The organism is Exiguobacterium artemiae, from assembly GCF_033342815.1.
Taxonomy (GTDB): Bacteria; Bacillota; Bacilli; order Exiguobacteriales; family Exiguobacteriaceae; genus Exiguobacterium_A; species Exiguobacterium_A artemiae_A.
The window spans coordinates 216770-242358 of record NZ_JAWPEN010000002.1; the positions used below are offsets into that span (position 1 = coordinate 216770).

Here is a 25589-nt window from a genome sequence, read left to right on the forward strand (position 1 = left end):
TTAATGGCAGAAACTTATTCAGTAAAGGAGCCAACAAGATGAAAAACATGTCAACAAACGAATTAGAAGAGATATTGCAACAAGAAAAAACGATTCAACTGATTGATGTCCGTGAAACGGATGAATACGCCGGCGGTCATATCCGGCAGGCGAAAAACCTTCCGTTATCCGAACTGGCGGAACGGACAAATGAACTGGATGCAGATCGGCCGTTACACGTCATCTGTTTAGCCGGGGGAAGAAGTATGAACGCTTCAATCTATCTCGAACAAGCCGGTTTTGATGTCACGAATGTCGACGGCGGCATGATGAACTGGCAAGGCGACGTCTCGAAATAATCAATCACACTTATCCGAAGGGGGAACTTCCATGTTATTACGTTACTTTTACGATGAAAAATTAGCCCAAGCTTCTTATCTGGTCGGTTGTCAGAAGACAGGGGAAGCAATCGTCATTGATCCGGCGCGAAATATCGAAGGATATCTCAAAGAAGCGGCCAAAGAAGGATTACACATCGTCGCGACAGCAGAAACACATATCCATGCGGATTTTGTTTCCGGAACACGGGAGTTTGCCGAACGGTTTGATACGACGGCGTACTTGTCTGACGAGGGCGATGCTGACTGGAAATATGAATTTGCGGCGGACATTGAAGCAAAACTCGTGACGGATGGAGATCGGTTCAAAGTCGGAAACGTGACATTTGAAGTCATGCATACACCGGGACATACCCCGGAGCATCTGTCATTTGTGCTGTATGACCGCGATCAGACGGTTCCGATGGGGATTTTCACGGGCGATTTCGTTTTTGTGGGCGATATCGGGCGTCCGGACTTACTTGAAGAAGCAGCCGGCATTCAAGGGACGACGGCCGTCGGAGCAAAACAGATGTTTGCGTCACTGAAACGGTTCAAAGCATTACCGGATTTCGTGCAAGTCTGGCCGGGTCATGGAGCGGGCAGTGCCTGCGGGAAAGCACTCGGTGCGATTCCGACGACAACGGTCGGTTATGAAAAACAAACGAACTGGGCTCTCCAGGCAGAAGACGAAGCTGCATTTGTCAAAGAGTTGACGACGGATCAACCGGAGCCGCCGAACTATTTTGCGATGATGAAGCGGGTCAACAAAAAAGGAATTGTCGCCACACCTGCGCTTTCGAAACCACGGGTCGCCGATGCGACTGAACTGGAAACCCTTGTCGAAACGATACAGGTCGTCGATACACGTAACGGAAAAGTATTTGCCGCAGGACATGTACCGGGGACACTCAACATTCCGTACAACTCAAAATTCGTCACATGGGCCGGCTGGTTACTGGACTTTGATCATGATATTGCTGTGATTGCCGAGTCCCGTTTACTGGAAGAAATCCAGACCGATTTACAGTCGATCGGTCTCGACCGGTTTGTCACATTGGTGGATATAGCGGATTTGTCACCCGAACAATTGACGGAACAGTATCCGGACTGGAGTGCCGAACAAGCAATTGAAGCAGCGGAAGCCGGTGAGGTGTCTGTCCTCGATGTCCGCAATAAGACAGAATGGGACGCGGGTCATTATGAGCAGGCGAAGTGGATTTTACTCGGCAAATTGGCTTCCCGTTACGAAGAAATCCCGGTCGATCGTCCGGTCGCCGTCCACTGTGCATCCGGCGTCCGTTCCCGGATGGCAGTCAGTGTCTTGCAATCACTCGGCATCAAGGACGTCATCAATATCGACGGCGGTTATGCCGAACTTCAACCGGTTCTTGACCGACAGGCTTTAGTGAAAAAATAACAGTGGGATACTAAAAATAAATAGCTTTTCCAAAATGGATGGTTCTAATCAGAATCATCCATTTTTTTAAATACTATTCACAAAATGCCACTATCAGGCTAAATGTGGTTTAGTAATTCCTTTAGCTGGGGAAATTAAAGAAGTGTCGGAAATATATTATTTAGAGATGAAGGAGTGTGGCAGGATGAACAACTTTTGGAACACGACGTCATTTGACGTCAACGGGATTCTAGGAACTCTCGGAAATATTTTAGGAGCACTTATCGTCTTCCTGATCGGATGGCTGATTGCGAAGCTGATCGCAAATGGCATTCAAAAAGCATTAGAAAAATCGGGTGTCGTTCATAAGTTGTCACCACAAAAAGAAGGTACACCACCACAAAAGAAAAAGTGGACACCTGAAAAAATCATCGGAACTGTGATTTTCTGGATCTTGATGGTATTTGTTCTTATCCTAGTCTTTAACATCTTGAACTTGAACATCATCGCAGGACCACTTGCGGATACGATGGGCACATTGCTCGCAGCAATCCCGAATATCCTGAAAGCCGCATTGATTCTTCTTCTTGCTTACGTCATCGCGGTTGTACTCCGCATGGTCATCGTCAAAGGCGGAACGAAATTGATGTCGAACGAAAAAGTTCGTTCGAACAAAATGCTTCAAGGTCAAACGGATCTTTCAAACTATCCGAAGATTGCAGGCGAAATCGTCTTCTATCTTGTCTTGTTATTGTTCCTACCGGGTGTACTTGGTGCACTTAACATCGAAAGCGTTTCTGAACCGTTCAGTCAATTACTCTCGTCGTTCCTTGGTTTCATTCCACGTCTGATTGCTGCAGCAGCAATCTTCTTCGTCGGATTCCTCGTTGCGAAAATCGTTCGCGATATCGTCACGAACTTCCTGCATGCAGTCGGTACAGACAAATTTGCTTCACGCTTCAACATTGGTACAAACGAACAAAAAGATACAAAATCACTTTCTTCAATCCTAGGTACAGTCGTCTTCATCCTGATCTTAATACCGATCACGATTTCGGCACTTGACCAACTCAACATCAAAGGCATCACAGGACCAGCCATCAACATGTTAAATGATGTTCTTGGTATGATTCCGAACATCATCGTCGGTATCGTCTTGATTCTTGTCGGTCTTTATGTCGGACGTTTCGTTAAGAAATTCGTTGCAGACCTCTTGTCACGCCTCGGATTCAACAACTTAACACGCCACTTGAAAATCGGTAACTGGGATGCAAACAATGCTTCGACATCACCATCATCAATCGTCGGATCACTCGTTGAAATCGTCATCGTCGTCTTGTTCGTCGTTGAAGCCTTCAATCTGATCGGTCTCAACTTCATGGTTGATCTCGGTCGTGCGGTTCTTGCTTTCCTACCAAGCGTCTTGACAGCGATCATCATCCTGGCGATCGGTATCATCATCAGCAACTTGGTAAAACGTACGATGGACAGCCTGTTTGCTAACTCAGATTTAAAAGTTCTTTCAAGCGTCGCGAAATATGCCATCCTTGCTCTTGCTGTCTTCATGGCACTTGATCAACTTGGTGTTGCCGCTACAATCGTCAACTCAGCGTTCATCTTGATTCTAGGTGCTGTTGCTCTTGCTTTCGGACTGGCGTTTGGTTTAGGTGGTCGTGATAACGCATCACGTTACCTCGATCGTCTCCAGAAAAAAGCCGAAGAAGCAGATATCGACACATCGAACCTGCCGTCAAACAACACATCGTCTGCTTCAACGAAGCCTAGCTTAAAAGAAGCAGCTAAAGGTGCCGCGTCTAAAGCAACAGATGACGTCACACCAGATCAAGCACCAAAAGCTTCTAAACCATCATCTTCTACGAATGTGAACCCGACACATGGTACGCCAAAAGGTGCACTTCCTGAAAATGATTTAGCACAACAAGACGATTATCCGATCGATCCGGATGCCCACCGCGGTCCGAACTTAGATCACCCGAATGATCGTCCGTAATTGATAAGAAACTCCTTCACCGATGGGTGGAGGAGTTTTTTATTACGTTAATACATGGCTGCATATTTGTATTGTAGTGAAATAACAAAACTGGTTTGACCAATTTGTGAAAAAAAACAGAAAATTTTGCTTATAAAAGCTGACATGGTTTGTTATGATGAAAAGGTCAATTAGAAAAATGATTTGAATATTCAGAAAAAAGAGAAAGTTCGGAGGGTGTTTTATGAGTTTGCTTCGTAAGAAAGATGTCAGTGTAATGATGGATCAAAAAAGCCATTCTAAGCTGGCACGGCATTTATCAGGCTTTGATTTAGTTTTACTTGGGATTGGTGCAATTATCGGAACAGGGATTTTTGTCCTGACCGGAACAGGAGCGTTGTATGCAGGACCGGCATTACCGGTCGCCTTTATTGTTTCTGCTATCGTCTGTGCATTAGCGGCTCTCTGTTATGCGGAATTCTCATCGATGATTCCCGTCTCGGGTAGTGTGTACACGTACACCTACGCTACGATTGGTGAACTCGTTGCCTGGATCATCGGTTGGTGTCTCATCCTGGAATATGGTTTGGCATCAAGTGCCGTAGCGACAGGTTGGTCCGGTTATTTCCAATCACTATTATCCGGATTCGGTGTCAGTCTGCCGACAGCGTTAACGGCAGCACCAGGTGCTGTACCGGGAAGCGAAACATTCTTCAACTTACCGGCGTTCTTGATCTTGATGGTCATCACGCTGTTGCTCTCAATGGGTATTAAAGAAACAAAACGTGTCAACAATATCATGGTTCTTGTAAAAGTAGCGGTCGTTGTCTTGTTCATCGTCGTTGGGATCTGGTACGTCGAACCGGGTAACTACACGCCGTTCGCACCGTTCGGAATCAGCGGTGTCTTACAGGCATCAGCCATCGCCTTCTTTGCTTACCTCGGTTTTGATGCCGTTACGTCAGCAGCAGAAGAAGTAAAAGATCCAGGCCGTAACTTACCAATCGGTATCTTAGGATCACTTGCCATCGTTACCGTATTATACGTCGTCGTATCCGCCATCATGGTCGGAATCGTACCATTCAAACAGTTTGAAGGGGTCGACAGCCCGGTTTCGTTAGCCTTAAAAGTCGCCGGTCAAGACTGGGTCGCAGGTTTCGTCGACTTAGGTGCCATCGTTGGTATGACAACGGTTATCCTCGTCATGACATTTGGTCTGGTGCGTCTCTTGTTCGCGATGAGCCGTGACGGATTATTGCCGAAAATCTTCTCGGACGTAAATGAAAAATCACATACGCCTGTCAAAGCAACATGGATTCTTGGAACAACAGCCGGTTTAATCGCAGGTTTCGTGCCGCTCGGTACATTGGCAGAATTGATCAATATCGGGACACTCGCAGCATTCGCCCTGATTTCAATTGCTGTCATCATCTTACGGAAAACGCGTCCTGATTTACAGCGGGCGTTCAAAGTTCCATTTGTTCCTGTTCTACCGATTTTGTCCGTTCTTGCCTGTATCATGTTGATGTTGAACCTTCAGACATTCACATGGATTGCTTTCTTCATCTGGACAGCAATCGGTCTGCTCGTCTACTTCGGATACGGACGAACACGCTCGAAACTCCATCAATGAAAAGAAAACCATCCAGAAGCGTTTCTGGATGGTTTTTTGTTTGCAACTGGCAGGAATGAACATCAGAAAAGGCGAACGATTGTAGAGAAAGGGGCGATCCGAGATGATTCACATTAAACGGGCACCTGATGCAGAAACAGCATATTTAGTCATGAAGGAAGGTTTCAGCGATTACATAATTCCACTAGGTCTTTCACCTGAAGTATTTCAGCAACGAATCTTAGAACGTGACGGCAACCAATTGGAGCATTCGTTTATTGCCTATCACGGGGAGCGACCGGTCGCGATTTGGTTGAATGGATTGAAGACGATTAAGAAAAAAACGGTCATGCGTTGCGGGGGACTGGCAGTCGATCCCCAGTACCGTCGGCTCGGGATTGCAAAAGCCTTATATGATGCACAACTCAGTTATGCCAAGTCATTGAATATCGATTGTTTGATGCTCGAAGTCATTCAAGGCAATCAGCCGGCGATTACTTTATACAAGAGTTTCGGTTATCAAACCGTAGGCGAAATCGGATATTTTCAAAAAGATGAAGCGGAACAAGTCGAACCACTCGTCGAAATCGATCAAGTCGCTTTTGAACGGCGGTACATACAGCAGGGCGAATACATCTGGCAACAGGATCATACCGTCATGAAGCAGGCGGAAGCCCGTTATTATGAACTGGACGGTGCTTTTATTGCCGCAGTCAACGGATTAATTTTTGCCATTTTGACAGAAGAGGAAGAGATCGCCCGTGTGGCAACCGAAGCGACGCGCCGGTTGGCAGGCGAACAGTATCATCTGCAATCAACGAAAAAACAGGTGTGGGAAGGATTACGCGAAGCCGGTTGGCAACAACGGGATCTCAAGCAATTCATCATGCAAAAACCAATCAATGTCTAAACAAACGGGATCTACAGAACGGCCCTTGAGGCAATTCTGTAGATCCCGTCTTTTGTTACATCCATAAGCTGATCATGACGATGACGGCAAAGATCACAAATAAAATCCCTGTGCCACCAAGCATGACGAGCATGATTTTGTTCATCATGGAATTACCTCAAGTCTGTAGAAGGATACGATTTATTTTACGAAGTAATTTAAGCTTGCACTATATTTCTCCCATTCGTCTAGTCCTTTATCGTATGTTTTACTATTAAAGCTACGTGAAAGGTAACTGTGGGATTCCTTTTCAACTAATTTGTTTTTTACTAAAGAATAATCATGGAAAATAAAGCCGACTTTTTCACCGCCGTTTACATAGATGGGTGTCTGAAGGAGTTTTTTGTTCATTTTAGGACGCATACCGTAAGAAACAATTGAACCAGGATGACGCACTAATTTTTTATCTACAATTGAATAAGTTTTTAAACTAATCAGTGATGAAGTTTCTCGAGTGGACAAAGAAAACACGTTGGGTGAACCTGTCGTATTTCTTAATTTTGCACCCGTTCTGAAATCATGTGTTGCTCTGACATAAGGATTATCTTTTGTATATTTGTAGGAATAGTTGGTTGCTTTGCCATTGAGGTATAACGTGAACTTTCCGGTGCAAAGTTCATCTTTTCCTTTTAACCATGAGTAATCATTTGATGTAGCTTTATGACAAGATGCTTTTGTAGAGCGGACAGAAACGGTGTACTTTTTATTCTTAGTGTCCACGATTGTATAAGTTTGATCGATTTTCTTTGAAGTAGTTGCCGCTTTAGTATAAATTGGCAAGAAATTAATTAAAGTTACGACACATGTGCTAACAAGTAGTTTTTTCAAAGTATAACCTCCTTTTTATAGTATGCCTTACTTCCATTTTATAACATTTAAAAGGGGCTCAGTTAAAAAGATAAAAAATAAAACCAAAAACGCCTTTCTTTCGTTTACTGAAGAAGGCGTATGGTCATTTACTTTATGAAAATCTAAATTAATTTTGGTTCAAATAATCTTCAATCATCACCCGATGCGAACCGACGATATTGGGTGGTAAATCGTTCAGAGGAAAATAGGTTAAAGTAAAACTTTCTTCGCTGATCCGCAAGACTCCGGTTGTTTCGGAAGCAATGTAAGCCAGCGTGACACTTTGAAAGACGTCACCGTTCGCAAGCGTCGTGACATAGTTTTTACCGGAATAGACACCAAGTAAAGTCAGTTTTTCGGCGACGAGTCCGGTTTCTTCCAACAGTTCACGGCGTGCGGTTTCATCTGTTGATTCCGCCCATTCCATCAGACCGCCCGGCAGTCCGAACCGGGCCTGTGTTTCATTCCGTTGTTCAAGTAAAATATGTCCGTCCTTGATGACGAGAACGACGGCGCCGACGAGAATCAGCGGGGTATGTCCGATCTGTTTGCGGAGTGTTTCCACGTAGTTCATCGGGACACCCCCTGATGAAACGGACAGCCGCTTGGAACGCTTGGTTCTTCCGCGGGAGCAGAACGAGCGAAGAAATTTGGTCGCTTGACGGTCGGATCAAAGTCTTTATGGAAGACATGCGTCGCGGCACCACTCATCGGCGGCACAAGCCAGGACCATTCTCCGGTCACGTCCCGTTCACAGGCGACCTCATTTTTTTCGAACCGGGCAAATTGTTTCGTTGCCGTATGATGGTCGACGATCGTCACGCCGGTTCGTTCAAACGAATCGAGGACGGCATAATTGAGCTCGACGAGTGCCCGGTCTTTCCATAACGACCGCTCCCGTGACGTATTCAGTCCAAGTTGTTTGGCGACCAGCGGCAAAAGATCGTAGCGATCGGTATCGGCCAAATTTCGGGCCCCGATTTCCGTTCCCATATACCAACCGTTAAACGGAGCACATGGATAGGAAATACCGCCGACTTCAAGCCGCATATCGGAAATCATCGGCACGGCGTACCATTTGATTGTCCGGTCACCAAACAGATTTTGATCGGGATGTTGAATCGTGACTTCCAGTACCAGTTCATCCGGAATCGGATGCAGGCTGATCTGTCCGTCGAATTCAATCAATAACGGTAAGACATCGAAATCGGTTTTGGATCCGCTCCATCCGAATGACTCACACAACTGAGTGAAAGAGATTGAAGCCGGATCCCCGACGATACCGTCCGGGGTGTCATATCCGGCATAGCGAATCAATTGATGGTTCAAGACACGGACCCGGTCGGGATCGAAAACCGTAATGGTTGAACGGATCCGGCCTTCGTTGGTCGCATACGAAATATGACGGAACAAGGCATCCCGGATCGATTCGACTGTCAACGCATCGCGGGCGTCCATGACGTGAAGTTGATCCCAAAAAAGACGTCCGATACAGCGGTTACTGTTGCGCCAGGCGAGTTTTGCTCCATACGTAAGTTCTTGAAGCGTTTGCGTATACGTACCTGTCTGCAAAATTTCTTCGCGTACTTCCTGCAGGCGATACGCCTCTTGCGGGTATTGTTCTATATAATCATGAAAAAAGCGTTCGGCTTCAGTGAGTAAAGTAGACACGGCGTAAATCCTTTCTTCATCCAACACTACGAGGGTTCTTGCTTCAGTGTACCGTTTGCTTGCGCTTTGTGCCAAATGATAATCGTCAAACGATTACTTACAAGTTCAAAAGACGTTAAAAGTTTAGAGAGTGTATGGAAAGGGGGATAGAGGAAAGAACTATTCGAAAGTGAGGAAATTGTTATGTCATTATTAAAACCTGTATTTGCCCGATTTTTTGGTGAAGCCTTTTTTGATAAATCGGCTCAGCTTGCTTATTATCTGATGTTGTCCTTATTCCCGTTTTTATTATTTGTAGTTGGTCTTGTCTCTTTTTTACCGTTCACATCGGGTGACGTACTCGATTTGATCCGTCCGTTTGCTCCGGCGGAAACGTATGATTTAATCCGGAAAAACGTCGTCGGGATTTTTGATGACGGAGGTCTGAAACTCGCCTCAATCAGTTTCCTGGCAGCCTTCTGGCTCGCTTCGATGTCGGTCCAGTCACTGGTTCGTTCCTTGAATGATGCGCTGGAAGTAACGCGGAAAGTTCCGTTTTGGAGAGGATTACTGCAGGACTTCGGTTTTACGGTCGGCATGATGGTCATTTTACCGATGTCGCTTCTCGTTCCGGTTGCCGAAAAGTTAACGCGGCGGTTTATTACACATTTTGCCATTGTTAATGATGTCGTCACAAATTATTCCTGGATTTGGTTTTTATTCCGTTGGGGACTCGGATCACTGTTCCTGTTGGTCTTCTTTATCCTGTTGTACCGTGTCTTGCCGAGTGTCCGGCTGACCGTCCGTCAAGTTTTGCCGGGTGCTTTATTTGCGACGATTGCCTGGCAGGCTGTGTCTGAATTCTTCTCGTATTACGCAGAATTTGGCAGTTACGACCGTCTGTACGGACAACTGGCCGGAATCATCGTTTTGATGACATGGTTCTATCTGTCATCTGTCGTCCTGATGCTCGGTGGACTGATGAACGCTGAACGGATGCGTCAAAAGAAAGAAGCCAAGGTCTTAAAACCTGAAAAAATCAAACAAGAGACTGTCCGTTAAGGGCAGTCTTTTGTTTGACGTTGCGTCCATTTTTGATAAAGAAACATACCGAGCAGACTTATAGTGAATGCACCAAGAAGAATCAGCGACAGTGTCGTGAAGCCTAAAACTTTGGCGATGACACTGAGGGCGACAACGGCATAAAACCGACCCAAATTTTTTCGAACGAACGCATTGTCGAACAGATTGAGGAACGAGGCACCCATCGGAGAGCCGATTAAAGCACCGATAATCAGAGCACCTCCGAGATAAAGCGGGGCGTCTGCACCCGAAATGAAGTAACTTGTGACGCCACCGAGAACAATCAGTGTTGCTGAAGCGATACTTGTTCCGATCGCTTGTTTGAGTGGAAAACCGACCCATCCAATCAAAAGAGGTGTCAATAAAAACCCACCACTGACGCCCATTAATGAAGATAAGATTCCGGCAGCAAAACCGATCAGAACTAACTTCAGGAGGGGAGCATCGGTGACGTGATGTTCACTTTCGGTTCGTGTGGCCGGTTTTAAAAACTGAATAGCGAACCAGATGAGCAAGATGATATACAGACCTGAAATGATGGCGTCTGCACCTGTGTGCTGTTCCATCCAAAAGACGACCGGCGTAATGACCGCTGAACCGACAATCCCGGAAATTCCGACCGTCAACGCGTCACGCAGATGGAAATTTTTAAGACGGAGATGTGAAACCGTTCCGGTCATCGTAGAAGCAAGTGTCAGCAGAAGACTTAAGACGATTGCTGTGCTGGGCGCATAACCAAGTATCAATAAGAGTGGGGTCAAAATGATGCCGCCGCCAATTCCGAAAAAGCCGGATAAGATGCCGATGACGGCACCGAGTAAAATAAATAGTACGAATTCCATAAAATCCCTTCTTTCATATATCGTTATTTATCTAGTGTAGTCGAAGAGAAATTATTATGAAAATGAATTATAATAATGATAATGATTATAAAAATTAATTAAGGTGGTAGATAGAATGAAACTTCATGAGTTAAAAACGTTCGTTACACTTGTCGAGACAAAACACTTTACACGAACGGCTGAACAATTATTTATTTCACAACCGACTGTCAGTGTTCACTTGAAACGATTAGAAGAGGAAGTGGAACAGCCATTATTGTTGCGGCATGTATTTAATACGTCGATTGAAGTATCAGATGCAGGATGGGTCGTCTATCATCATGCAAAGGAGATGTTGTTTCAAGCAGAACAAATGCAATTAGAGTTAGACGAATTAAAAGGTTTTGTTCGGGGAACACTTCGTCTTGCCTCTACACATACGATTTATGAAACGATGTTAGAAGAGATGATTCATGATTTTTTGATTGCCTATCCGGATGTCTCGATTGATGCAAGAATCATGAACCATGATCAAGTCGAACAGGCGTTGTTACATCATGAGATTGATATCGGACTCGTTGAAGGGGATCCATTGATTCAAAACATCAACTGCATTCCGTTTGCAAAAGATCAGCTATACGTTATTGGAAGGACAGGATTGAACATGTCAAAAGCTACATGGATTTTTAGGGAAGAAGGTTCTGCTGCACGTACCGCCTTAATCCGATGGTTGGATGAGCAAAAAATCGAACCTCACAAAACGATAACAGTTCACTCTAATCATTTGATTCGACAATTGATCATGAATGGGACAGGCATTTCGACTCTGTCTGAACGATTTATTCAACCCTTAAAAAAGTTGAAAGAGTATCAAGTCTATGCGGAAGACATCGAAAATCGAACATTTCAATTTGCGATTCCGAAAGAACAGCCTTCTCGACTCGCATTAAAATGGATTGAAGAGACCATAAAAAACAAGTAACCGAATAAAATGCTTAAAATTAGCTATTACGTTTCTTTATTTGTTTGATTAATTAAACCTATAAGGAACGGAGAAAAGTGGGTGGTATAATATGGTAGATTCGTTTCGGAAATTGATAGTAGGGGGGAGGGGTTCTGATGAAGAAAGAAAAATGGATTGTTGCAGTGTCGGTACTCTTCATTGTTGGTATTTTAATATGGGCTAGATTCTTGGCTCCAACAGAAGAAAAAGTCATTCAGGCAGCACATGGACCTAGCTTAAATACATTAACACAAGAAGCTAACGGGGACGAGATTAAACGAGGACGAGATTATATTAATCACACAAGCAGTCTGCTTCCAGATCATGTAGGAAGTACAATGTCTTGCGCAAGTTGTCATGCGACAGGAGCAACAGGTGGGTCACTCGATTTAGTTGGAGTGACGAAGGAATATCCACAATACAATAAACGTGCGGGGAAAAATGTGTCAATCGAAGAACGGGTCAACGGATGTTTTACCCGAAGTATGAATGGAACAAAACTCGACTTAAACGGAAAAGAAATTAAAGCTATTGTAGCGTATTTAGATTTTCTTTCTAAAGATATACCGGATGGAATCAAAGAACGACCGTGGACAGAAGTTGCCATGAAAGGTGACTTACCAAAACCCGATTTAACGAATGGTAAGGAAATCTATTCGAATTCGTGTATGGCCTGTCATGGTTCCACGCAAGCGGAGTCTCATGGTCTCGCGGTATATGGTGAAAATTCCTATAATGATGGTGCCGGAATGAATCGACTACGGACGACAGCCGGATTCATTCAAAACTATATGCCAAAAGAGCCAATGGGCGGAGTCGAGACGGGAGGATTGACGAAACAACAAGCGATTGATGTTGCTGCATATATCAATTCTGTTGGTCGTCCGGTCATGAAAGGAAAAGAAAAGGATTATCCTAATGGAGATCCACCAGATGACTTGTCCTATCCGATAGATTCTGTATCGAAAAACTAAAAAAGTAATGCAAATAAAAGTAGGCTCGCGTACGTGAGCCTACTTTTATTTGCATTACTAGAAATTGATTTACCTGCTTTCGAGCACTTACAGTTTATCCGTGTGAGGTAATCAATTCTTCCATCATTTCTTCGTTCATCGGACCAATTATTTTTTGTTCAATGAATCCATCTGCATCAATCAGGTAACTTGTAGGGATTGTGTATGCTTTATACTGGTTACCGACTTCACCATCCCTATCTAAAGGAATGGTGAAAGAAAGTTTGTAGTCCTGAATGAATTTTTCCAATGCGGCATTTCCATTATCTAAAGATGTTAAATTAACAGCAATAACTTCGACTTCGTCATGATGTGCTTCGTAAAATTTTTGCATATGTGGCATCTCGGCCTTACATGGTGGGCACCACGTTGCCCAAAAATTTAAGATCACTTTTTTTCCACGATAATCGGATAAACGGATGGTTTTTCCATCAGTGGTCTGTAAGGAAAAATCTGTAGCGCGTTCTTTTTTTTCCTCCGTTTTATCCACTTGGGTTTTTTCAAGTATAGTCGTTCGCTGTTTTTCTTGAGCGGCTTGTTTTTTTGCTTGTTGGTTGTCGTAAAGATTGATTCCGATTAAGCCAAGTGCCAATAAAAGTATTAGTACAGCGGCAATTTTTTTATGTCGAGGCATCGTAAGCTCCTTTCGATTGTTTTAGTTGAGTAACGACAAAGCTAGTTCCGACTAAAAGAATTTGAAATGAAATAGCTTTCCAATCGATCACACTAAATATACTTTGAATACATAGATGAAGTAAAAAAGCGACGATCAACCATTCAAAGGGAATGAATGACCAATATTGATAACTGATCAGAATGAATGAGAGAGTCAAATACATCATTAAAAGTAAGGGACGCCCGTAAAGTATCGCTAAAACAAATTCAAACTGAAGAAGATACGAGATAGAAAAATAGGGCAGGAATTTTGCAGTTTCATACTTCATTACCTTAAGCCAATAAATCAACAGTCCTCCTACAGCAAGCAATTGTCCTCTGTAGCCACCATGGAAAAATAGCAGAGATCCCGGCATATCAAGAACGAGGGATAGATGGAATAATGCATAACTTCCTTTCCAAATCAAAATGTACAACATAAAACTGTTAAGCAGCCATTCTCTTGGAAGGTGTCGAAAAGATAGCCAGCCTAATCCTGCAAGTAAGAGAAATGCTAAAATAACTGCTAGCCAAATATAAGAAATCGAAAATTGTTCCACTTGGAAGTATTCATTGTTCATCAGACGGTTCAATCATGAACGTGATATCGATACTATCGATGACAGACTGAATCATGCCGCAGTTATTCAGAACAAGTGGAGATAAAGTAGCACATTGTTTTGGTGTGATTTCCCCCTCTACAGTGACTTGAAAACGGAGGGAGGAGATTCGATTGGCGCGTTCTGGATCCCGTGTGATCGTGACGTCCATCATCAGCTTGGTATAAGCAATTCTTTTTTTGTGAAGTAAATTTCGGAGTAGCGTTCCGCTGCAACCGGCAAGGGAGGTAACGAAAAGCTCAAGTGGCCGAAATCCTTTCTCCGGATCAGACGAGACGGATAACATATCATTCGAAAATTGACCTTCAACTGTTTGTTCCTGAATGACAAAGTGCATTTATAACACTCCTTTCGACTCCTAGTGTTCAATTTGATTGTTAAGCAACGATGAAGTTAAGAAGAAAAAAGCCATTCAATCTGAAAGTGATGTTGATATCCATCAGTCTCCAATTGAATAGTGGCATGTTGAGAATGTAAAATCCGCCGAGTAATTGCAAGTCCTAATCCTGCACCGGTTGTTCGTAGTGTACGGGAAGTGTCGCAACGATAAAAACGTTCAAAGATACGTTCTTTTTCTTCAGGTGCAATGTACTGACCGGTATGCGAAAAAATCAGCTGATAAGACAAGTCTGTTTTTTTTCCTGTAATTTGAAACGTGGATCCTGTATTGTAATCTAAAATATTTTGGATGACGTTTGCGAATATTTGAAATACGGCATCACGATCGATTGATAGTTCGGCATCCTCAATGGAAACGGCGATATCCTGAAAAATTTGTTGTAAAGGAAGTTCATAATGGAGCAATGTTTCGCTGAGTAGTCGGGCCATCGAAACAGAATTAGAAATGATATGGGAAGACGAACGTTCCCAGTGCTCTAATTCATTCAGTTGATTCAAAAGACGTGTCATCCGTTGAGATTCTTCTAGTAAAGAAGCATAAAGATCAGGTGTCCCTAAAACGGTTCCTTGTTTTAAAGCCTCAAGATATCCGTTTAAATTAGTGAGAGGCGTTCGAAGTTCATGAGCTAAATCACGTAAAAATTCCTCCTGGGTTTGTTCCGCTTCTTTAATGGTTAACATCATGTCTCTAAAATTATGAGAGAGCAGTTGAATATCTTGACTTGCAGAACCTGGAATCGAAACAATCTTTCGTCGTTCCTTAAACTGGAGAACCGATTGAGACAAAAATCGAATCGGTCGCAATAAACGACGAAGAGACAGAAAGTGCAAAAAGATACCAAATGAGATTAAAGCAAAACTGATATAAAAGAAAAATGTATAGAGTTTGGAATTAAGAGATGTTCCAGACAAATGTTGTTCGGTGACCACATAGCAAGCATATTGAGTCAGCGACAAACCGGCGATGAAAACGGTGAGTACTAACAATAATGTGTTTAAAGCGAGAACGCGGGATAATAAGGAAGAAGCAAAGGATTTAAGAACTGACAAATTTATACCCCATTCCCCGGATGGTTTGAATATAAGATATATCTGTTTTTTCCTGAATTTTATGACGTAAATTTCGAATATGAACATCTATTGTTCGATCATTCACTTCTTTTTCATGGGCCAAATAAATATGATCGAGAAGTTGGGAACGAGTCATGATTTGGTTAGGGTGCTGCATCAAAACATGCAAAAGCTTAAACTCAAAAGAGGTGAGATGGAGTTTATCCCCATTAATAAAAGCTTCCCCGCGTAACGGTTTAAGTAAAAAACCTGTAAAACTTAACTTACCGCAACGACTTGCTGTTCTTCTTAAGACAGCTGCAATTCGACTCATGACTTCTGCAGGACTAAATGGTTTAACTATATAATCATCCGCGCCTAAATCAAAACCGTGTAGCTTACTTTGTTCAGACACTTTTGCTGTAATCATGATGACGGGCATCAAGCTTTTAAAATCTTCACGAATCCACTGACAAAGCGCTTCCCCGTTCAGCTTAGGCAACATGAGATCCAACAAGACGATGCAGGGATCATATGATTCAATCATTTGTTTTCCCTCGATCCCGTCTCCTGCCTCCAAAACCTCATACCCTTCCTGAAGTAAATAAATTTTTAATAGTTCCCTAATTTTAATATCGTCCTCTACAATCAAAACGGATTTTCCGACTAACATTTGATTTATCACAAATATCTCCTTTTCTTCATTCAAAATAACGAATATTGAGCTAACCACGCACTGATTTTTTGTAATTGTCCACTTAAGACAAGAAAACCTAGGGCCACCATCATTATTCCATTGATAAGAGCAATTTTACCCAGCTGTCGATTCATTAATCGTAAAAAGCGAAGTGAATAGGATACGACAAATGAAATGATGAGAAAGGGAATAGCCATCCCGGTTGAATAGGCAATCAACAAAAACATACCCTGTTCCAGCGTATCAGTGTTTCCCGCCAACAGAAGAATAGTTGAAAGTGAAATACCGACACACGGTGACCAACCACTCGCAAAGGCCATTCCAATCAGTGTTGAACTGAAAAATCCTTTTGACGGCTTTTCGACATGAAAACGTTTCTCATACATCAACCATTTAATCTCCAGCCAGCCGGCAGTATGAAGACCGAAAACAATGATGAGTAGACCTGAAAACTGCATCAACCAAATACGATAGTCGGTCAATAATTGTCCTAAGTAACTGGCGGAGGCCCCAAAAACAATAAAAATTAGACTGAATCCAGAAATGAAGCCGATGGAACGGACAAATAAGATTTTCCGATTGACGATAAATGTTGTTTGTTTGAGTTGACCTCCCGTTAGATGACTGATGTAAGCCGGTAACAGTGGGAAAATACAAGGAGAGAAAAACGAAGCGACTCCTCCGAAAAAAGCAATCCAGATTGTGATATCAGACATTTTAGAACCCCTTTCTCTCCATAAGGTGTCTCTTGTATGTTAAGGGATGATGAAGAAGGATGAAAACCTATTTCTTTTTAAGCAATCGAACTTAGGGGAATCCCCCTATATCCTCAAGATAACGTTTTCATTAAGATGAAAGTGTACTGGAACATATTTGAAGGGGGATACGATAATGGGTATGAATCAAAGCGCAAAAATTGTTGTTGTCGGAGCAGGTTCAGGAGGTATTACAGCTGTAGCGCAGTTGTTACGAAAACGTCCTGCACTTAAGGGACATGTGTTATTGATTGATCCAGCAGAACAACATTACTATCAACCGTTATGGACCTTAGTCGGTGCCGGAGATGTGAAAAAAGAGTCGACTGCCCGTCCGATGGCTTCTTTGATTCCGGAAGGTGCGAGTTGGTTGCAGGAGAGTGTAACAACTTTTATACCTAAAGAAAACCATCTTGTGACAGAAGAAGGGACGGCTGTTCAATATGAGTATCTTATTATTGCCGGTGGGATTCAGTTGAACTGGGAAGCGATTCCGGGACTGCGTGAAACGATTGGAAAAAATGGTGTATGCAGTAACTACTCGTTTGATACCGTCGCTTCAACCTGGGAGGCAATTTCTAATTTTAAAGGTGGCGAGGCACTATTTACAATGCCGAGTACACCGATTAAATGTGGCGGGGCTCCACAAAAAATCATGTATTTAGCAGAAGAGTATTTTGAAGAACACGGTGTTCGTCGTCAGTCAAGTGTCCACTTCATGACAGCACTTCCGAATATGTTTGCGGTTCCCCGATATGAGAAAACTTTAAATGAGGTTGTTCGCCGAAAAAACATTCAGACTCATTTTAAAACAGAACTGATCGAAATCGATGGACCAAAACAAGTAGCAACGTTTGAAAATTTAGACACAAAAGAACGGTTTATCCATCACTTTGATTTAATACATGTCACGCCACCGATGGGACCGATGGATTTTTTGAAAAATAGCCCGATTACGGATGATACAGGGTGGGTCGATGTTAATGCGAAAACCCTGCAACATGATCGTTTCCCAAATGTATTTGCATTAGGGGACTGCTCCAATCTGCCAACTTCGAAAACCGGAGCAGCAATCCGCAAACAAGCACCGGTTGTCGTAGAAAATTTGATCCGTCTTATGGAGCATCAAAAATCTGCGGAAGCAGAATATGACGGATATACATCTTGTCCACTCGTTACAGGATATGGAAGCTTGGTAATGGCGGAATTTGATTACGATAAACAACCGGCAGAAAGTTTTCCGATTGATCAGTCAGAAGAGAGGCTCTCGATGTTTTTAGTGAAAAAACACTTTTTACCTATTTTATATTGGGACGGCATGCTTAAAGGCTTAATGTGAGGAGGAGAGACATGGGAATCGAGATGAAAGATCCGAATCCGGTAGAAACCTTATTACAGGAACCGGAACAACAAGCAGCATTGGCACAACTCTTGAGAGATTTACCGGTTCTCGTTTCACGATTGGAGCAATTAGAGAAAAGTGTCAGTTTTGCTGAACATGTCATACAAGATAAAGAATCCATTGTACCGCTTACGAAAGAAGTGGAACGGAGAATAGGTCAAACTGGACTAACAAAAGTGCATGTTGACGCCTTATTGGATATTGCACGTCTTCTTCCGGAAGTCGCCCCGCTTCTAAAGCAAGGAATGACAGGACTGCTCTTTGCCAAGTCTGTACTCGAAGACGAACGGACCATGCAAGAACTGTTAATGGCTCGGCCGAAAATTCCGCTTTTAGAAGAAACAAGACTCCATTATGAAATGAAAGAAACTCGGAAAAAGCGAATTTCTTTACGGCGAATCTGGCGATTAATCAAACATCCGATGTGGAAAAAAAGTTTTATATATATAGAGAGTTTTATGGACGTAGTGGATTTAAATCAAAAAAGAAAGGGATGACAAGAGATGTATTTCCGCTCATGTTTTGATTCAAAGCTCGCTCAATTTTCGTATATTGTCGGATGCCAACGGACAGGAGAAGCAATCGTGATTGATCCGGCTCGCGATATCTCGCAGTATCACGAGATTGCAAAAGCAGAAGGGCTACGCATTACAGCTGCTACTGAAACACACATTCATGCAGATTTTGTTTCGGGTGCTCGTCAACTTGCGCAACATGATGTCCAGCTTTATCTTTCAGATGAAGGCGGGAACGATTGGACTTACCAATACGAAATGCCACAAAAAATAGTGTTGCTGAAGGATGGAGATACCTTTTACGTAGGAAATATACGGTTTGATGTCCTACACACACCCGGACATACACCAGAACACATTAGTTTTGTTGTAACGGATGAGGGTGGCGGTTCATCTGTACCTATGGGTATATTCACAGGAGACTTTGTATTCGTCGGTGACGTTGGACGTCCAGATTTATTAGAAAAGGCTGCTGGAGTCCAGGGTACAGCTGAGAGCGGGGCGCACTCAATGTATCAGTCACTGTCCCGATTCCGCGAGCTTCCTGATTATCTCCAAGTATGGCCTGGGCATGGAGCAGGAAGTGCCTGTGGGAAATCATTAGGTGCCGTTCCAATGACGACTGTAGGATATGAAAAAATAAACAATTGGGCTCTGAAAATTGATAATGAAGATCAGTTTGTGCAAGAACTTTTATCAGGTCAACCAGAACCCCCGACATATTTTGCAGTAATGAAACGGGTAAATAAAAGGGGACCAGAACTTGTCGATGAGACGGAACAAATTCCGAAACTGACGCACGGGGGACAGGATCATGTCATCATCGATACACGATCAGCTAAAGCGTATCAAGCAGGATTTAAAAAAGGAACGTTGAATCTTCCGTACAATAAATCATTTGCGAATTGGTCAGGATGGTTGTTGCCTTACGACCAGGATCTTGTATTGATTGCATATGAGGATCAAATAGAAGATATTCTAAAAACCCTTCATTCGATTGGTGTAGATCGAATCGCTGGATATTTGGATGCTGAGAAAGTGTCCTTTACAGAACAATATCCGGAAATCGACGCAATGACATTACAAGAGCACCTCAATAAAAATGACGTTTATTTGATTGATGTCAGAAATCAGTCTGAATGGGATGCGGGTCATATTGAAGGGGCTCATCACATCATGTTAGGGACGCTTGAAGATCAACTTGAACAGGTACCGAAAGATAAAAAAATCGTGATGCAGTGTCAATCTGGGGCACGTTCTTCCATTGCGACAAGTCTCATGAAACGAGCAGGATTTGAACAAGTTTATAATTTAAATGGAGGATATCAGGGGTGGAAGAAAGCTGACAAACCTGTCGTTCAATCGTAAGATGAAAATAATTAACGGCTGTGTCTTACGAGGCATGGTCGTTTTTCAGTAAGGAGGTATTAGTATGGAAATTGATCAACTTGGGCAACAGATTTTTCAGGTCATTCAAGATGGAATCATCGTAATGGATCAAAAACGGAATATTGTAGCGCTAAATCCATCTGCTGAAAAATTGACAGGGTGGCGGTTAGGTGGACTGGTTCCCTATTGTTCGTTTTGTCAACACCGGCAAATACCGTCAGGACAAGAACGCTGTTATTTAGTGACACATGAACAGTCGCCTTATTTTTCTTCTGAGATGCCCACTTACTCAGGAGAACTGGTGGATGTGGAAATGAGTACTGCAAAGATTCTATACGATAATCAAACCGGGGCGACTTATTACCTGTTAGTACTGCGTGATTTTTCCGAACGAAAAAAACAGCAGGAGCATGAAATGCGACAACAGATGGTTCAACAACTGATTGCTGCCCGTGAAGAAGAGCATAAACGTTTGGCGATGGAGTTACATGATGGAGTAGGACAATCATTGTTTGGTTTATCGCTTGCACTAGACTCTTTGAAAACAGATACTGTAGATCCTAAAACAACAGCATATTTAAATGAAGTCTCTTCTGAAATGAAGCGAGTCATGTCAGACTTACGTTTGTATTCGAAACAACTGAGACCTTTAGAACTTGATCAATTCGGATTAGAAGTCGCTCTTGACAGTCTGTTGGACGGATTTCGTAAACAAAAGCCAAACATTCAATTTAAAGCAGAATATATTCTTCGTACAATTCGATTAAAGGCGACAATTGAAATCAACCTGTATCGAATCGTCCAGGAATCGGTCATGAACAGTTTAAAACATGCAGATCCAACGCGTATTGTGATTCGACTGATTGAATCAAATGAATATCTACTTTTAGTGATTCAAGATAATGGAGCGGGATTTGATGTAAAGCACCATCAATCTGGTTTAGGGTTACAGCACATACAAGAGAGAGCGTCAGCAATTGGTGCAACGGCTGATGTCACCAGTGATAAGAGACAGGGAACCAGCATCCGCATTAAATTAAATTTGAAGGAGGTATTTGAATGAAAAATCGGATGATTCGCCTGTTAATCGTAGATGACCATGCACTTATCCGTAACGGACTACGTTTATTGATTGAAAAGGATTCTTGCTTAGAAGTAGTCGCGGAAGCAGAAGAAGGTGGAGAAGCAATAAAGTTAGCCATTCAATATCAACCAGATATTATTTTGTTAGATGTTACGATGCCGGGTGGATTGGATGGATTCGTGACAAGTCGTGCCTTACAAGAAGAAGCTCCTGAAAGTAAAATCATCTTATTGACGATGCATGATGAAGATGCCTATGTTCGAAAAGCAATTGAACAAAATATACCCGGCTATCTATCCAAAAGCAGTGATATATCCGAATTATCTGGTGCCATTAAAAAGGTATACAGCGGACAGGTGTACTATCAAACTTCTTTATCCAACCAAGAAATTGACCAATTGCTTGGAAGAAGACAACATAAAAAAAAGTTGTCACGGCGTGAACTGGAAATCGTTCATTTAACGGCATTAGGATATACGAATATTGAAATCTCAGAAAAACTGATTATCAGCCCAAAGACAGTAGAAAATCATAAGGCGAGAATCATGACAAAGTTAAACATCAAACATAAGCATGAATTGGTTCGTTTTGCATTAAAAAATCATCTTTTGGATTGATTTGGCGAAATGAAATATAAAAGATTGAATTTTATATGTTGACATATACCCCTGTAGGTATTATTGTATGGAATGTAGCCAACAGATATGACAAAGGTCACACGGAAAAAAGGAGAGTGTTCTTCACATGGAAAAAGTATATGAAGACAAAATCATTCATCGGATGAACCGAATTGAAGGTCAGCTTCACGGTATTACCCGAATGATGAAAGAAGAAGCGTCCTGTAAAGATGTTGTCACTCAACTGAGTGCGACACGGAGCGCGATTGATCGCGTCATCGGACTCGTCGTGAGTGAAAACCTCATCGATTGTGTTACGAATGACGAAACAGCTGATAATCACGAACAGTCTGTAGCAGAAGCTGTTCAACTTTTACTGAAGAGCAGATAAAAAAATTTACAATGATTAATACCCTATAGGGTAAAATAGATGGAGGAATTTTTCAGATGTCAGAGATTAAAAAAACAACGATTGTATTGTTCAGTGGAGATTACGATAAGGTCATGGCAGCGTATATCATTGCCAACGGAGCAGCCGCTTACGACCATGAGGTCACGATTTTCCATACATTTTGGGGATTAAACGCGATGCGTAAAGACGAGCCGATTCAACCGGATAAAACACTACTTGAAAAAATGTTTGGTAAATTCATGCCGCGCGGTGCCGACAAAATGCCGCTCTCAAAAATGAACTTTGGTGGTGCTGGTCAAAAGATGATCAAAAACGTCATGAAAAAACACAACGCGATGCCACTTCCAGATTTAATTGAACTGGCAAAAGAACAAGACGTGAAGTTGGTTGCCTGTACGATGACAATGGATCTGCTCGGATTAAAACAAGAAGAATTGCATGACGGCATCGAATATGCCGGTGTCGCCGCGTATCTCGCTGATGCTGAAGACGGAAACGTCAACCTGTTTATCTAATCTCGAGGAGGACTGATGTAAGTGGACATTTTGACCATCGTATTTCTGGTGATTGTCGCTTTTCTCGCCTATCGCATGTTTGCACCAACGAAAGGCGTCAACAAATTGTCGACGTCCGACTTGAAGCAGCATTTAGGTGACCGTAACCGATTTTATTTGGATGTCCGGACACCGGGCGAATTCAAAGGAAATCATATTAAAGGATTTAAGAACATTCCGCTTCAAGTATTGCCGACGCAACTCGATAAGATTCCGAAAGACAAAGAAGTTGTCGTGATTTGTCAGAGCGGCATGCGCAGTAAACAAGCGGTCAAACAATTAAAAAAAGCAGGATATACCAACGTAACAGAAGTGTCAGGCGGAATGAATGCGTGGCATTAAAAAATAGGAGGAGGAACTACAAATGAAACGACTTACAGCAAAAGAAGTACAGGAAAAGCTTGAAAACGGGGAACAATTGAACATCATTGACGTCCGCGAAGTGGACGAAGTCAAAGAAGGAAAAATTCCGGAAGCGATTCATATTCCACTCGGTCTCGTTGAATTTAAAATGAATGAACTCGATAAGAAAAAACAATACGTCATGGTGTGCCGTTCTGGTGCCCGCAGTGGCCGTGCAGCAACCTATCTTGAAGGACAAGGCTTTGATGTTATCAATATGGATGGCGGTATGATGTCGTACGAAGGTAAAACCAACTAATTTTTTTAATCTTAATTATACCCCCAGAGGTAAAAGGAGAGAATACTTTTGCAGACAATTAAAACAGATATCGTACTTGATGCACGCGGTTTAGCTTGCCCGATGCCGATCGTCCGGACAAAAAAGACGATGAAGACGCTTGAACCGGGTCAAGTCGTGGAAGTTCAAGCGACAGATAAGGGATCGACAGCCGATCTCCGGGCCTGGGCGAACAGTACAGGCAATCAATACCTTGGAACGATTGAAGACGGTGATGTCCTGCGTCATTACGTCCGGAAAGCTTCGGGCAGTGACCAGGAAGCACCGGCGTTCGACCAAGTCGTCAATAACGAGACGGTTGAAGCCGCTCGTCAAAACGCCGATACACTTGTTCTCGATGTCCGGGAAACGGCGGAATATGCTTTTGCACATATCCCGAATGCGGTAAACATTCCACTCGGTGAACTGGAAGAACGCACCGAAGAACTCGATTCGTCGAAAACGATTTATGTCGTTTGCCGGACGGGCAGCCGGAGTGACCTGGCCTGCCAACAACTGGCGGCTAAAGGATTTAATGTACAGAACGTTGTTCCCGGTATGAGTGACTGGAAGTACGACACAAATCAAACCGTTTAATTCGTAAATTACGATCAGGAGGAATCAGACAGATGGCACAAGCAATGACAACAAAAGAAGTGACGCAAAAAATCATTCGCCGTGAAAAATTATTTATTTTGGACGTCCGGAATGAAGACGCGTTTCAAGACTGGAAAATTGAAGGCGAACAGTTTTCTTATTTAAATGTTCCGTACTTTGATTTGCTCGATGGTGTCGAAGACATTTTGGATCAACTGCCGACGGATCAGGACGTGCTGGTCGTTTGTGCAAAAGAAGGATCTTCGATTTTTGTCGCGGATCTATTGGAAGAAGCAGGACGGACCGTCTCGTATCTCGCAGGTGGTATGAAAGCCTGGAGCGAACACCTTGAGCCGATTTCGCTCGGAGCATTAAACGAAACAGGGGCAGATCGCGGAGAAGTCGTTCAATTCGTCCGGATTGGTAAAGGCTGCTTGTCATATATGATCATTTCCGAAGGCGAAGCTGTCCTGGTTGATGCAACACGAATGACGGATGTCTATCTCGACTATGCAAAAGAGCGTCAGCTTGAAATCACGCATGTTTTCGACACGCATCTTCATGCCGACCATATTTCCGGTGGACGCGAGATTGCTGAAAAAACAGGAGCGACATACTGGTTGCCGCCAAAAGACGCGACAGATGTCACATTTGACTATGCCGCGCTTGAAGATGGAAGCCACGTTCAGGTAGGTGATACACAAATTGATGTCCGGGCTCTGTATTCCCCGGGACATACAATCGGCTCAACTTCGTTTGTCGTCGATAATCGGTATCTCTTGACGGGTGACATTCTGTTCATCGATTCGATTGGTCGTCCGGATTTAGCCGGTCTTGCAGAAGACTGGGTCGGCGACCTGCGGGATTCGCTCTACAACACGTATCGCGAACTTTCAAAAAATCTTATCGTGCTACCTGCTCACTTCATGTTGATTGAAGAATTAAACGAAGACGGCAGTGTAGCGGAAAAACTTGATGTATTACTCGCGAACAATCACGGTTTGAATATTGAAGATGAAGAAACATTCCGAAAAATGGTGACAGAAAACTTGCCACCGCAACCAAATGCGTATCAGGAAATCCGCGAGACCAATATGGGAAAACAGACCCCGGATCTCGAAGCACAACGCGAAATGGAAGTCGGACCAAACCGCTGTGCGGTTCGCTAAACTAAAAAAACAATTTACTTCAGGAGGAATTATCATTATGAAATCAGAACTCGTACTCGACGCTAAAGGGCTTGCATGCCCAATGCCAATCGTCAAAACAAAAAAAGCTATCGCAGGACTTGAATCGGGACAAATTCTTGAAATCCATGCAACAGACAAAGGTGCGAAAAACGATTTACAAGCGTGGGCAAAATCAGGTGGTCATGAGCTGGTCAAACACGAAGAAGAGGCCAGTGTCTTGAAATTCTGGATCCAAAAAGGGTAATTCAAG

The 25589-nt window shown here is 43.0% G+C and carries 30 protein-coding genes; 20 read left to right on the top strand and 10 right to left on the bottom strand.

What is annotated here, in order from left to right; all coding sequences use genetic code 11:
* The first annotated feature begins 38 nt into the window (after positions 1–38).
* The 5 genes from R7V76_RS03645 (at position 39) to R7V76_RS03665 (ending at position 6267) form a co-directional block, all read left to right on the top strand.
* Complete coding sequence (locus R7V76_RS03645; protein ID WP_318091304.1) at positions 39–338, top strand: rhodanese-like domain-containing protein; 300 nt, start codon at positions 39–41, stop codon at positions 336–338.
* A gap of 31 nt (positions 339–369) precedes the next feature.
* Positions 370–1776, top strand: a complete 1407-nt coding sequence (locus R7V76_RS03650) for an MBL fold metallo-hydrolase (RefSeq protein WP_318091305.1) — start codon at positions 370–372, stop codon at positions 1774–1776.
* Positions 1777–1960: 184 nt separating this feature from the next.
* Complete coding sequence (locus R7V76_RS03655; RefSeq protein WP_318091306.1) at positions 1961–3766, top strand: mechanosensitive ion channel; 1806 nt, start codon at positions 1961–1963, stop codon at positions 3764–3766.
* Positions 3767–3989: 223 nt separating this feature from the next.
* Complete coding sequence (locus R7V76_RS03660) at positions 3990–5378, top strand: amino acid permease (RefSeq protein WP_318091307.1); 1389 nt, start codon at positions 3990–3992, stop codon at positions 5376–5378.
* Positions 5379–5481: 103 nt separating this feature from the next.
* Positions 5482–6267 (top strand): GNAT family N-acetyltransferase, encoded by a 786-nt coding sequence (locus R7V76_RS03665; protein WP_318091308.1) that lies wholly within the window; start codon positions 5482–5484, stop codon positions 6265–6267.
* 180 nt (positions 6268–6447) lie between these two features.
* On the opposite strand, the gene R7V76_RS03670 is transcribed toward R7V76_RS03665, so the two are convergent.
* From R7V76_RS03670 to R7V76_RS03680, 3 genes are all read right to left on the bottom strand, one after another.
* Positions 6448–7134, bottom strand: coding sequence for a hypothetical protein (locus tag R7V76_RS03670; RefSeq protein WP_318091309.1), 687 nt, complete (start codon positions 7132–7134; stop codon positions 6448–6450).
* Between the two features lie 148 nt (positions 7135–7282).
* Positions 7283–7729 (bottom strand): NUDIX hydrolase, encoded by a 447-nt coding sequence (locus R7V76_RS03675; protein WP_318091310.1) that lies wholly within the window; start codon positions 7727–7729, stop codon positions 7283–7285.
* Positions 7726–8826 carry a nitric oxide synthase oxygenase gene (locus R7V76_RS03680; protein ID WP_318091311.1) on the bottom strand — a complete coding sequence of 367 codons (1101 nt, stop codon included), beginning with the start codon at positions 8824–8826 and terminating at the stop codon, positions 7726–7728. Before R7V76_RS03680 ends, R7V76_RS03675 begins: the two co-directional genes overlap by 4 nt.
* A gap of 183 nt (positions 8827–9009) precedes the next feature.
* On the opposite strand from R7V76_RS03680, the gene R7V76_RS03685 reads away from it, so the two are divergent.
* A complete protein-coding gene (locus tag R7V76_RS03685; protein ID WP_247857910.1) occupies positions 9010–9867 on the top strand; it encodes a YihY/virulence factor BrkB family protein in 858 nt (285 codons plus the stop codon).
* Here R7V76_RS03685 and R7V76_RS03690 read toward each other — a convergent pair.
* Positions 9864–10730: a sulfite exporter TauE/SafE family protein gene (locus R7V76_RS03690; RefSeq protein WP_318091312.1), complete on the bottom strand. Its 867-nt coding sequence runs from the start codon at positions 10728–10730 to the stop codon at positions 9864–9866. The genes R7V76_RS03685 and R7V76_RS03690 overlap by 4 nt on opposite strands.
* A gap of 115 nt (positions 10731–10845) precedes the next feature.
* Between R7V76_RS03690 and R7V76_RS03695 the strand changes: the two genes are divergently transcribed.
* Positions 10846–11691, top strand: coding sequence for a LysR family transcriptional regulator (locus R7V76_RS03695; RefSeq protein ID WP_318091313.1), 846 nt, complete (start codon positions 10846–10848; stop codon positions 11689–11691).
* Between the two features lie 137 nt (positions 11692–11828).
* Positions 11829–12686: a c-type cytochrome gene (locus R7V76_RS03700; protein WP_318091314.1), complete on the top strand. Its 858-nt coding sequence runs from the start codon at positions 11829–11831 to the stop codon at positions 12684–12686.
* A gap of 94 nt (positions 12687–12780) precedes the next feature.
* Here the strand turns inward: R7V76_RS03700 and R7V76_RS03705 are convergent, their stop codons facing one another.
* The 6 genes from R7V76_RS03705 to R7V76_RS03730 are packed head-to-tail and all read right to left on the bottom strand — an operon-like array spanning position 12781 to position 16861.
* The gene (locus R7V76_RS03705) at positions 12781–13359 is read right to left on the bottom strand and encodes a peroxiredoxin family protein (protein WP_318091315.1); all 579 of its coding nucleotides are present in this window, start codon (positions 13357–13359) and stop codon (positions 12781–12783) included.
* Complete coding sequence (locus R7V76_RS03710; protein ID WP_318091316.1) at positions 13346–13960, bottom strand: hypothetical protein; 615 nt, start codon at positions 13958–13960, stop codon at positions 13346–13348. Before R7V76_RS03710 ends, R7V76_RS03705 begins: the two co-directional genes overlap by 14 nt.
* Positions 13950–14336: an OsmC family protein gene (locus tag R7V76_RS03715; protein WP_318091317.1), complete on the bottom strand. Its 387-nt coding sequence runs from the start codon at positions 14334–14336 to the stop codon at positions 13950–13952. Before R7V76_RS03715 ends, R7V76_RS03710 begins: the two co-directional genes overlap by 11 nt.
* A gap of 56 nt (positions 14337–14392) precedes the next feature.
* On the bottom strand, positions 14393–15448 hold the full coding sequence (locus R7V76_RS03720; RefSeq protein ID WP_318091318.1) for a sensor histidine kinase: 1056 nt from the start codon (positions 15446–15448) through the stop codon (positions 14393–14395).
* Positions 15435–16121 (bottom strand): response regulator transcription factor, encoded by a 687-nt coding sequence (locus R7V76_RS03725; protein WP_318091319.1) that lies wholly within the window; start codon positions 16119–16121, stop codon positions 15435–15437. Before R7V76_RS03725 ends, R7V76_RS03720 begins: the two co-directional genes overlap by 14 nt.
* 32 nt (positions 16122–16153) lie before the next feature.
* Positions 16154–16861, bottom strand: a complete 708-nt coding sequence (locus R7V76_RS03730; RefSeq protein WP_318091320.1) for a cytochrome c biogenesis CcdA family protein — start codon at positions 16859–16861, stop codon at positions 16154–16156.
* Between the two features lie 175 nt (positions 16862–17036).
* Between R7V76_RS03730 and R7V76_RS03735 the strand changes: the two genes are divergently transcribed.
* The 12 genes from R7V76_RS03735 to R7V76_RS03790 all read left to right on the top strand — a co-directional run bounded on the left by R7V76_RS03735 (position 17037) and on the right by R7V76_RS03790 (position 25583).
* Complete coding sequence (locus tag R7V76_RS03735) at positions 17037–18239, top strand: FAD/NAD(P)-binding oxidoreductase (RefSeq protein ID WP_440137039.1); 1203 nt, start codon at positions 17037–17039, stop codon at positions 18237–18239.
* 11 nt (positions 18240–18250) lie between these two features.
* The gene (locus R7V76_RS03740) at positions 18251–18799 is read left to right on the top strand and encodes a hypothetical protein (protein ID WP_318091321.1); all 549 of its coding nucleotides are present in this window, start codon (positions 18251–18253) and stop codon (positions 18797–18799) included.
* 6 nt (positions 18800–18805) lie between these two features.
* Positions 18806–20185: an MBL fold metallo-hydrolase gene (locus R7V76_RS03745; RefSeq protein WP_318091322.1), complete on the top strand. Its 1380-nt coding sequence runs from the start codon at positions 18806–18808 to the stop codon at positions 20183–20185.
* Positions 20186–20249: 64 nt separating this feature from the next.
* Complete coding sequence (locus tag R7V76_RS03750) at positions 20250–21269, top strand: sensor histidine kinase (protein WP_318091323.1); 1020 nt, start codon at positions 20250–20252, stop codon at positions 21267–21269.
* The gene (locus R7V76_RS03755) at positions 21266–21907 is read left to right on the top strand and encodes a response regulator transcription factor (protein ID WP_318091324.1); all 642 of its coding nucleotides are present in this window, start codon (positions 21266–21268) and stop codon (positions 21905–21907) included. Before R7V76_RS03750 ends, R7V76_RS03755 begins: the two co-directional genes overlap by 4 nt.
* Before the next feature lie 127 nt (positions 21908–22034).
* Positions 22035–22298 (top strand): metal-sensitive transcriptional regulator, encoded by a 264-nt coding sequence (locus R7V76_RS03760; protein ID WP_318091325.1) that lies wholly within the window; start codon positions 22035–22037, stop codon positions 22296–22298.
* Between the two features lie 56 nt (positions 22299–22354).
* Positions 22355–22834 (top strand): DsrE/DsrF/DrsH-like family protein, encoded by a 480-nt coding sequence (locus R7V76_RS03765; RefSeq protein WP_014969361.1) that lies wholly within the window; start codon positions 22355–22357, stop codon positions 22832–22834.
* Positions 22835–22855: 21 nt separating this feature from the next.
* Entirely contained in the window at positions 22856–23215 is a 360-nt protein-coding gene (locus tag R7V76_RS03770; protein ID WP_440137038.1) for a rhodanese-like domain-containing protein, read from the top strand.
* Between the two features lie 22 nt (positions 23216–23237).
* Positions 23238–23534: a rhodanese-like domain-containing protein gene (locus R7V76_RS03775; protein WP_318091326.1), complete on the top strand. Its 297-nt coding sequence runs from the start codon at positions 23238–23240 to the stop codon at positions 23532–23534.
* Between the two features lie 48 nt (positions 23535–23582).
* A complete protein-coding gene (locus R7V76_RS03780) occupies positions 23583–24149 on the top strand; it encodes a sulfurtransferase TusA family protein (RefSeq protein ID WP_318091327.1) in 567 nt (188 codons plus the stop codon).
* A 32-nt stretch (positions 24150–24181) separates the two neighbouring features.
* Positions 24182–25318 carry an MBL fold metallo-hydrolase gene (locus R7V76_RS03785; protein WP_318091328.1) on the top strand — a complete coding sequence of 379 codons (1137 nt, stop codon included), beginning with the start codon at positions 24182–24184 and terminating at the stop codon, positions 25316–25318.
* A gap of 37 nt (positions 25319–25355) precedes the next feature.
* Positions 25356–25583, top strand: coding sequence for a sulfurtransferase TusA family protein (locus tag R7V76_RS03790; RefSeq protein ID WP_318091329.1), 228 nt, complete (start codon positions 25356–25358; stop codon positions 25581–25583).
* Positions 25584–25589: the final 6 nt, after the last annotated feature.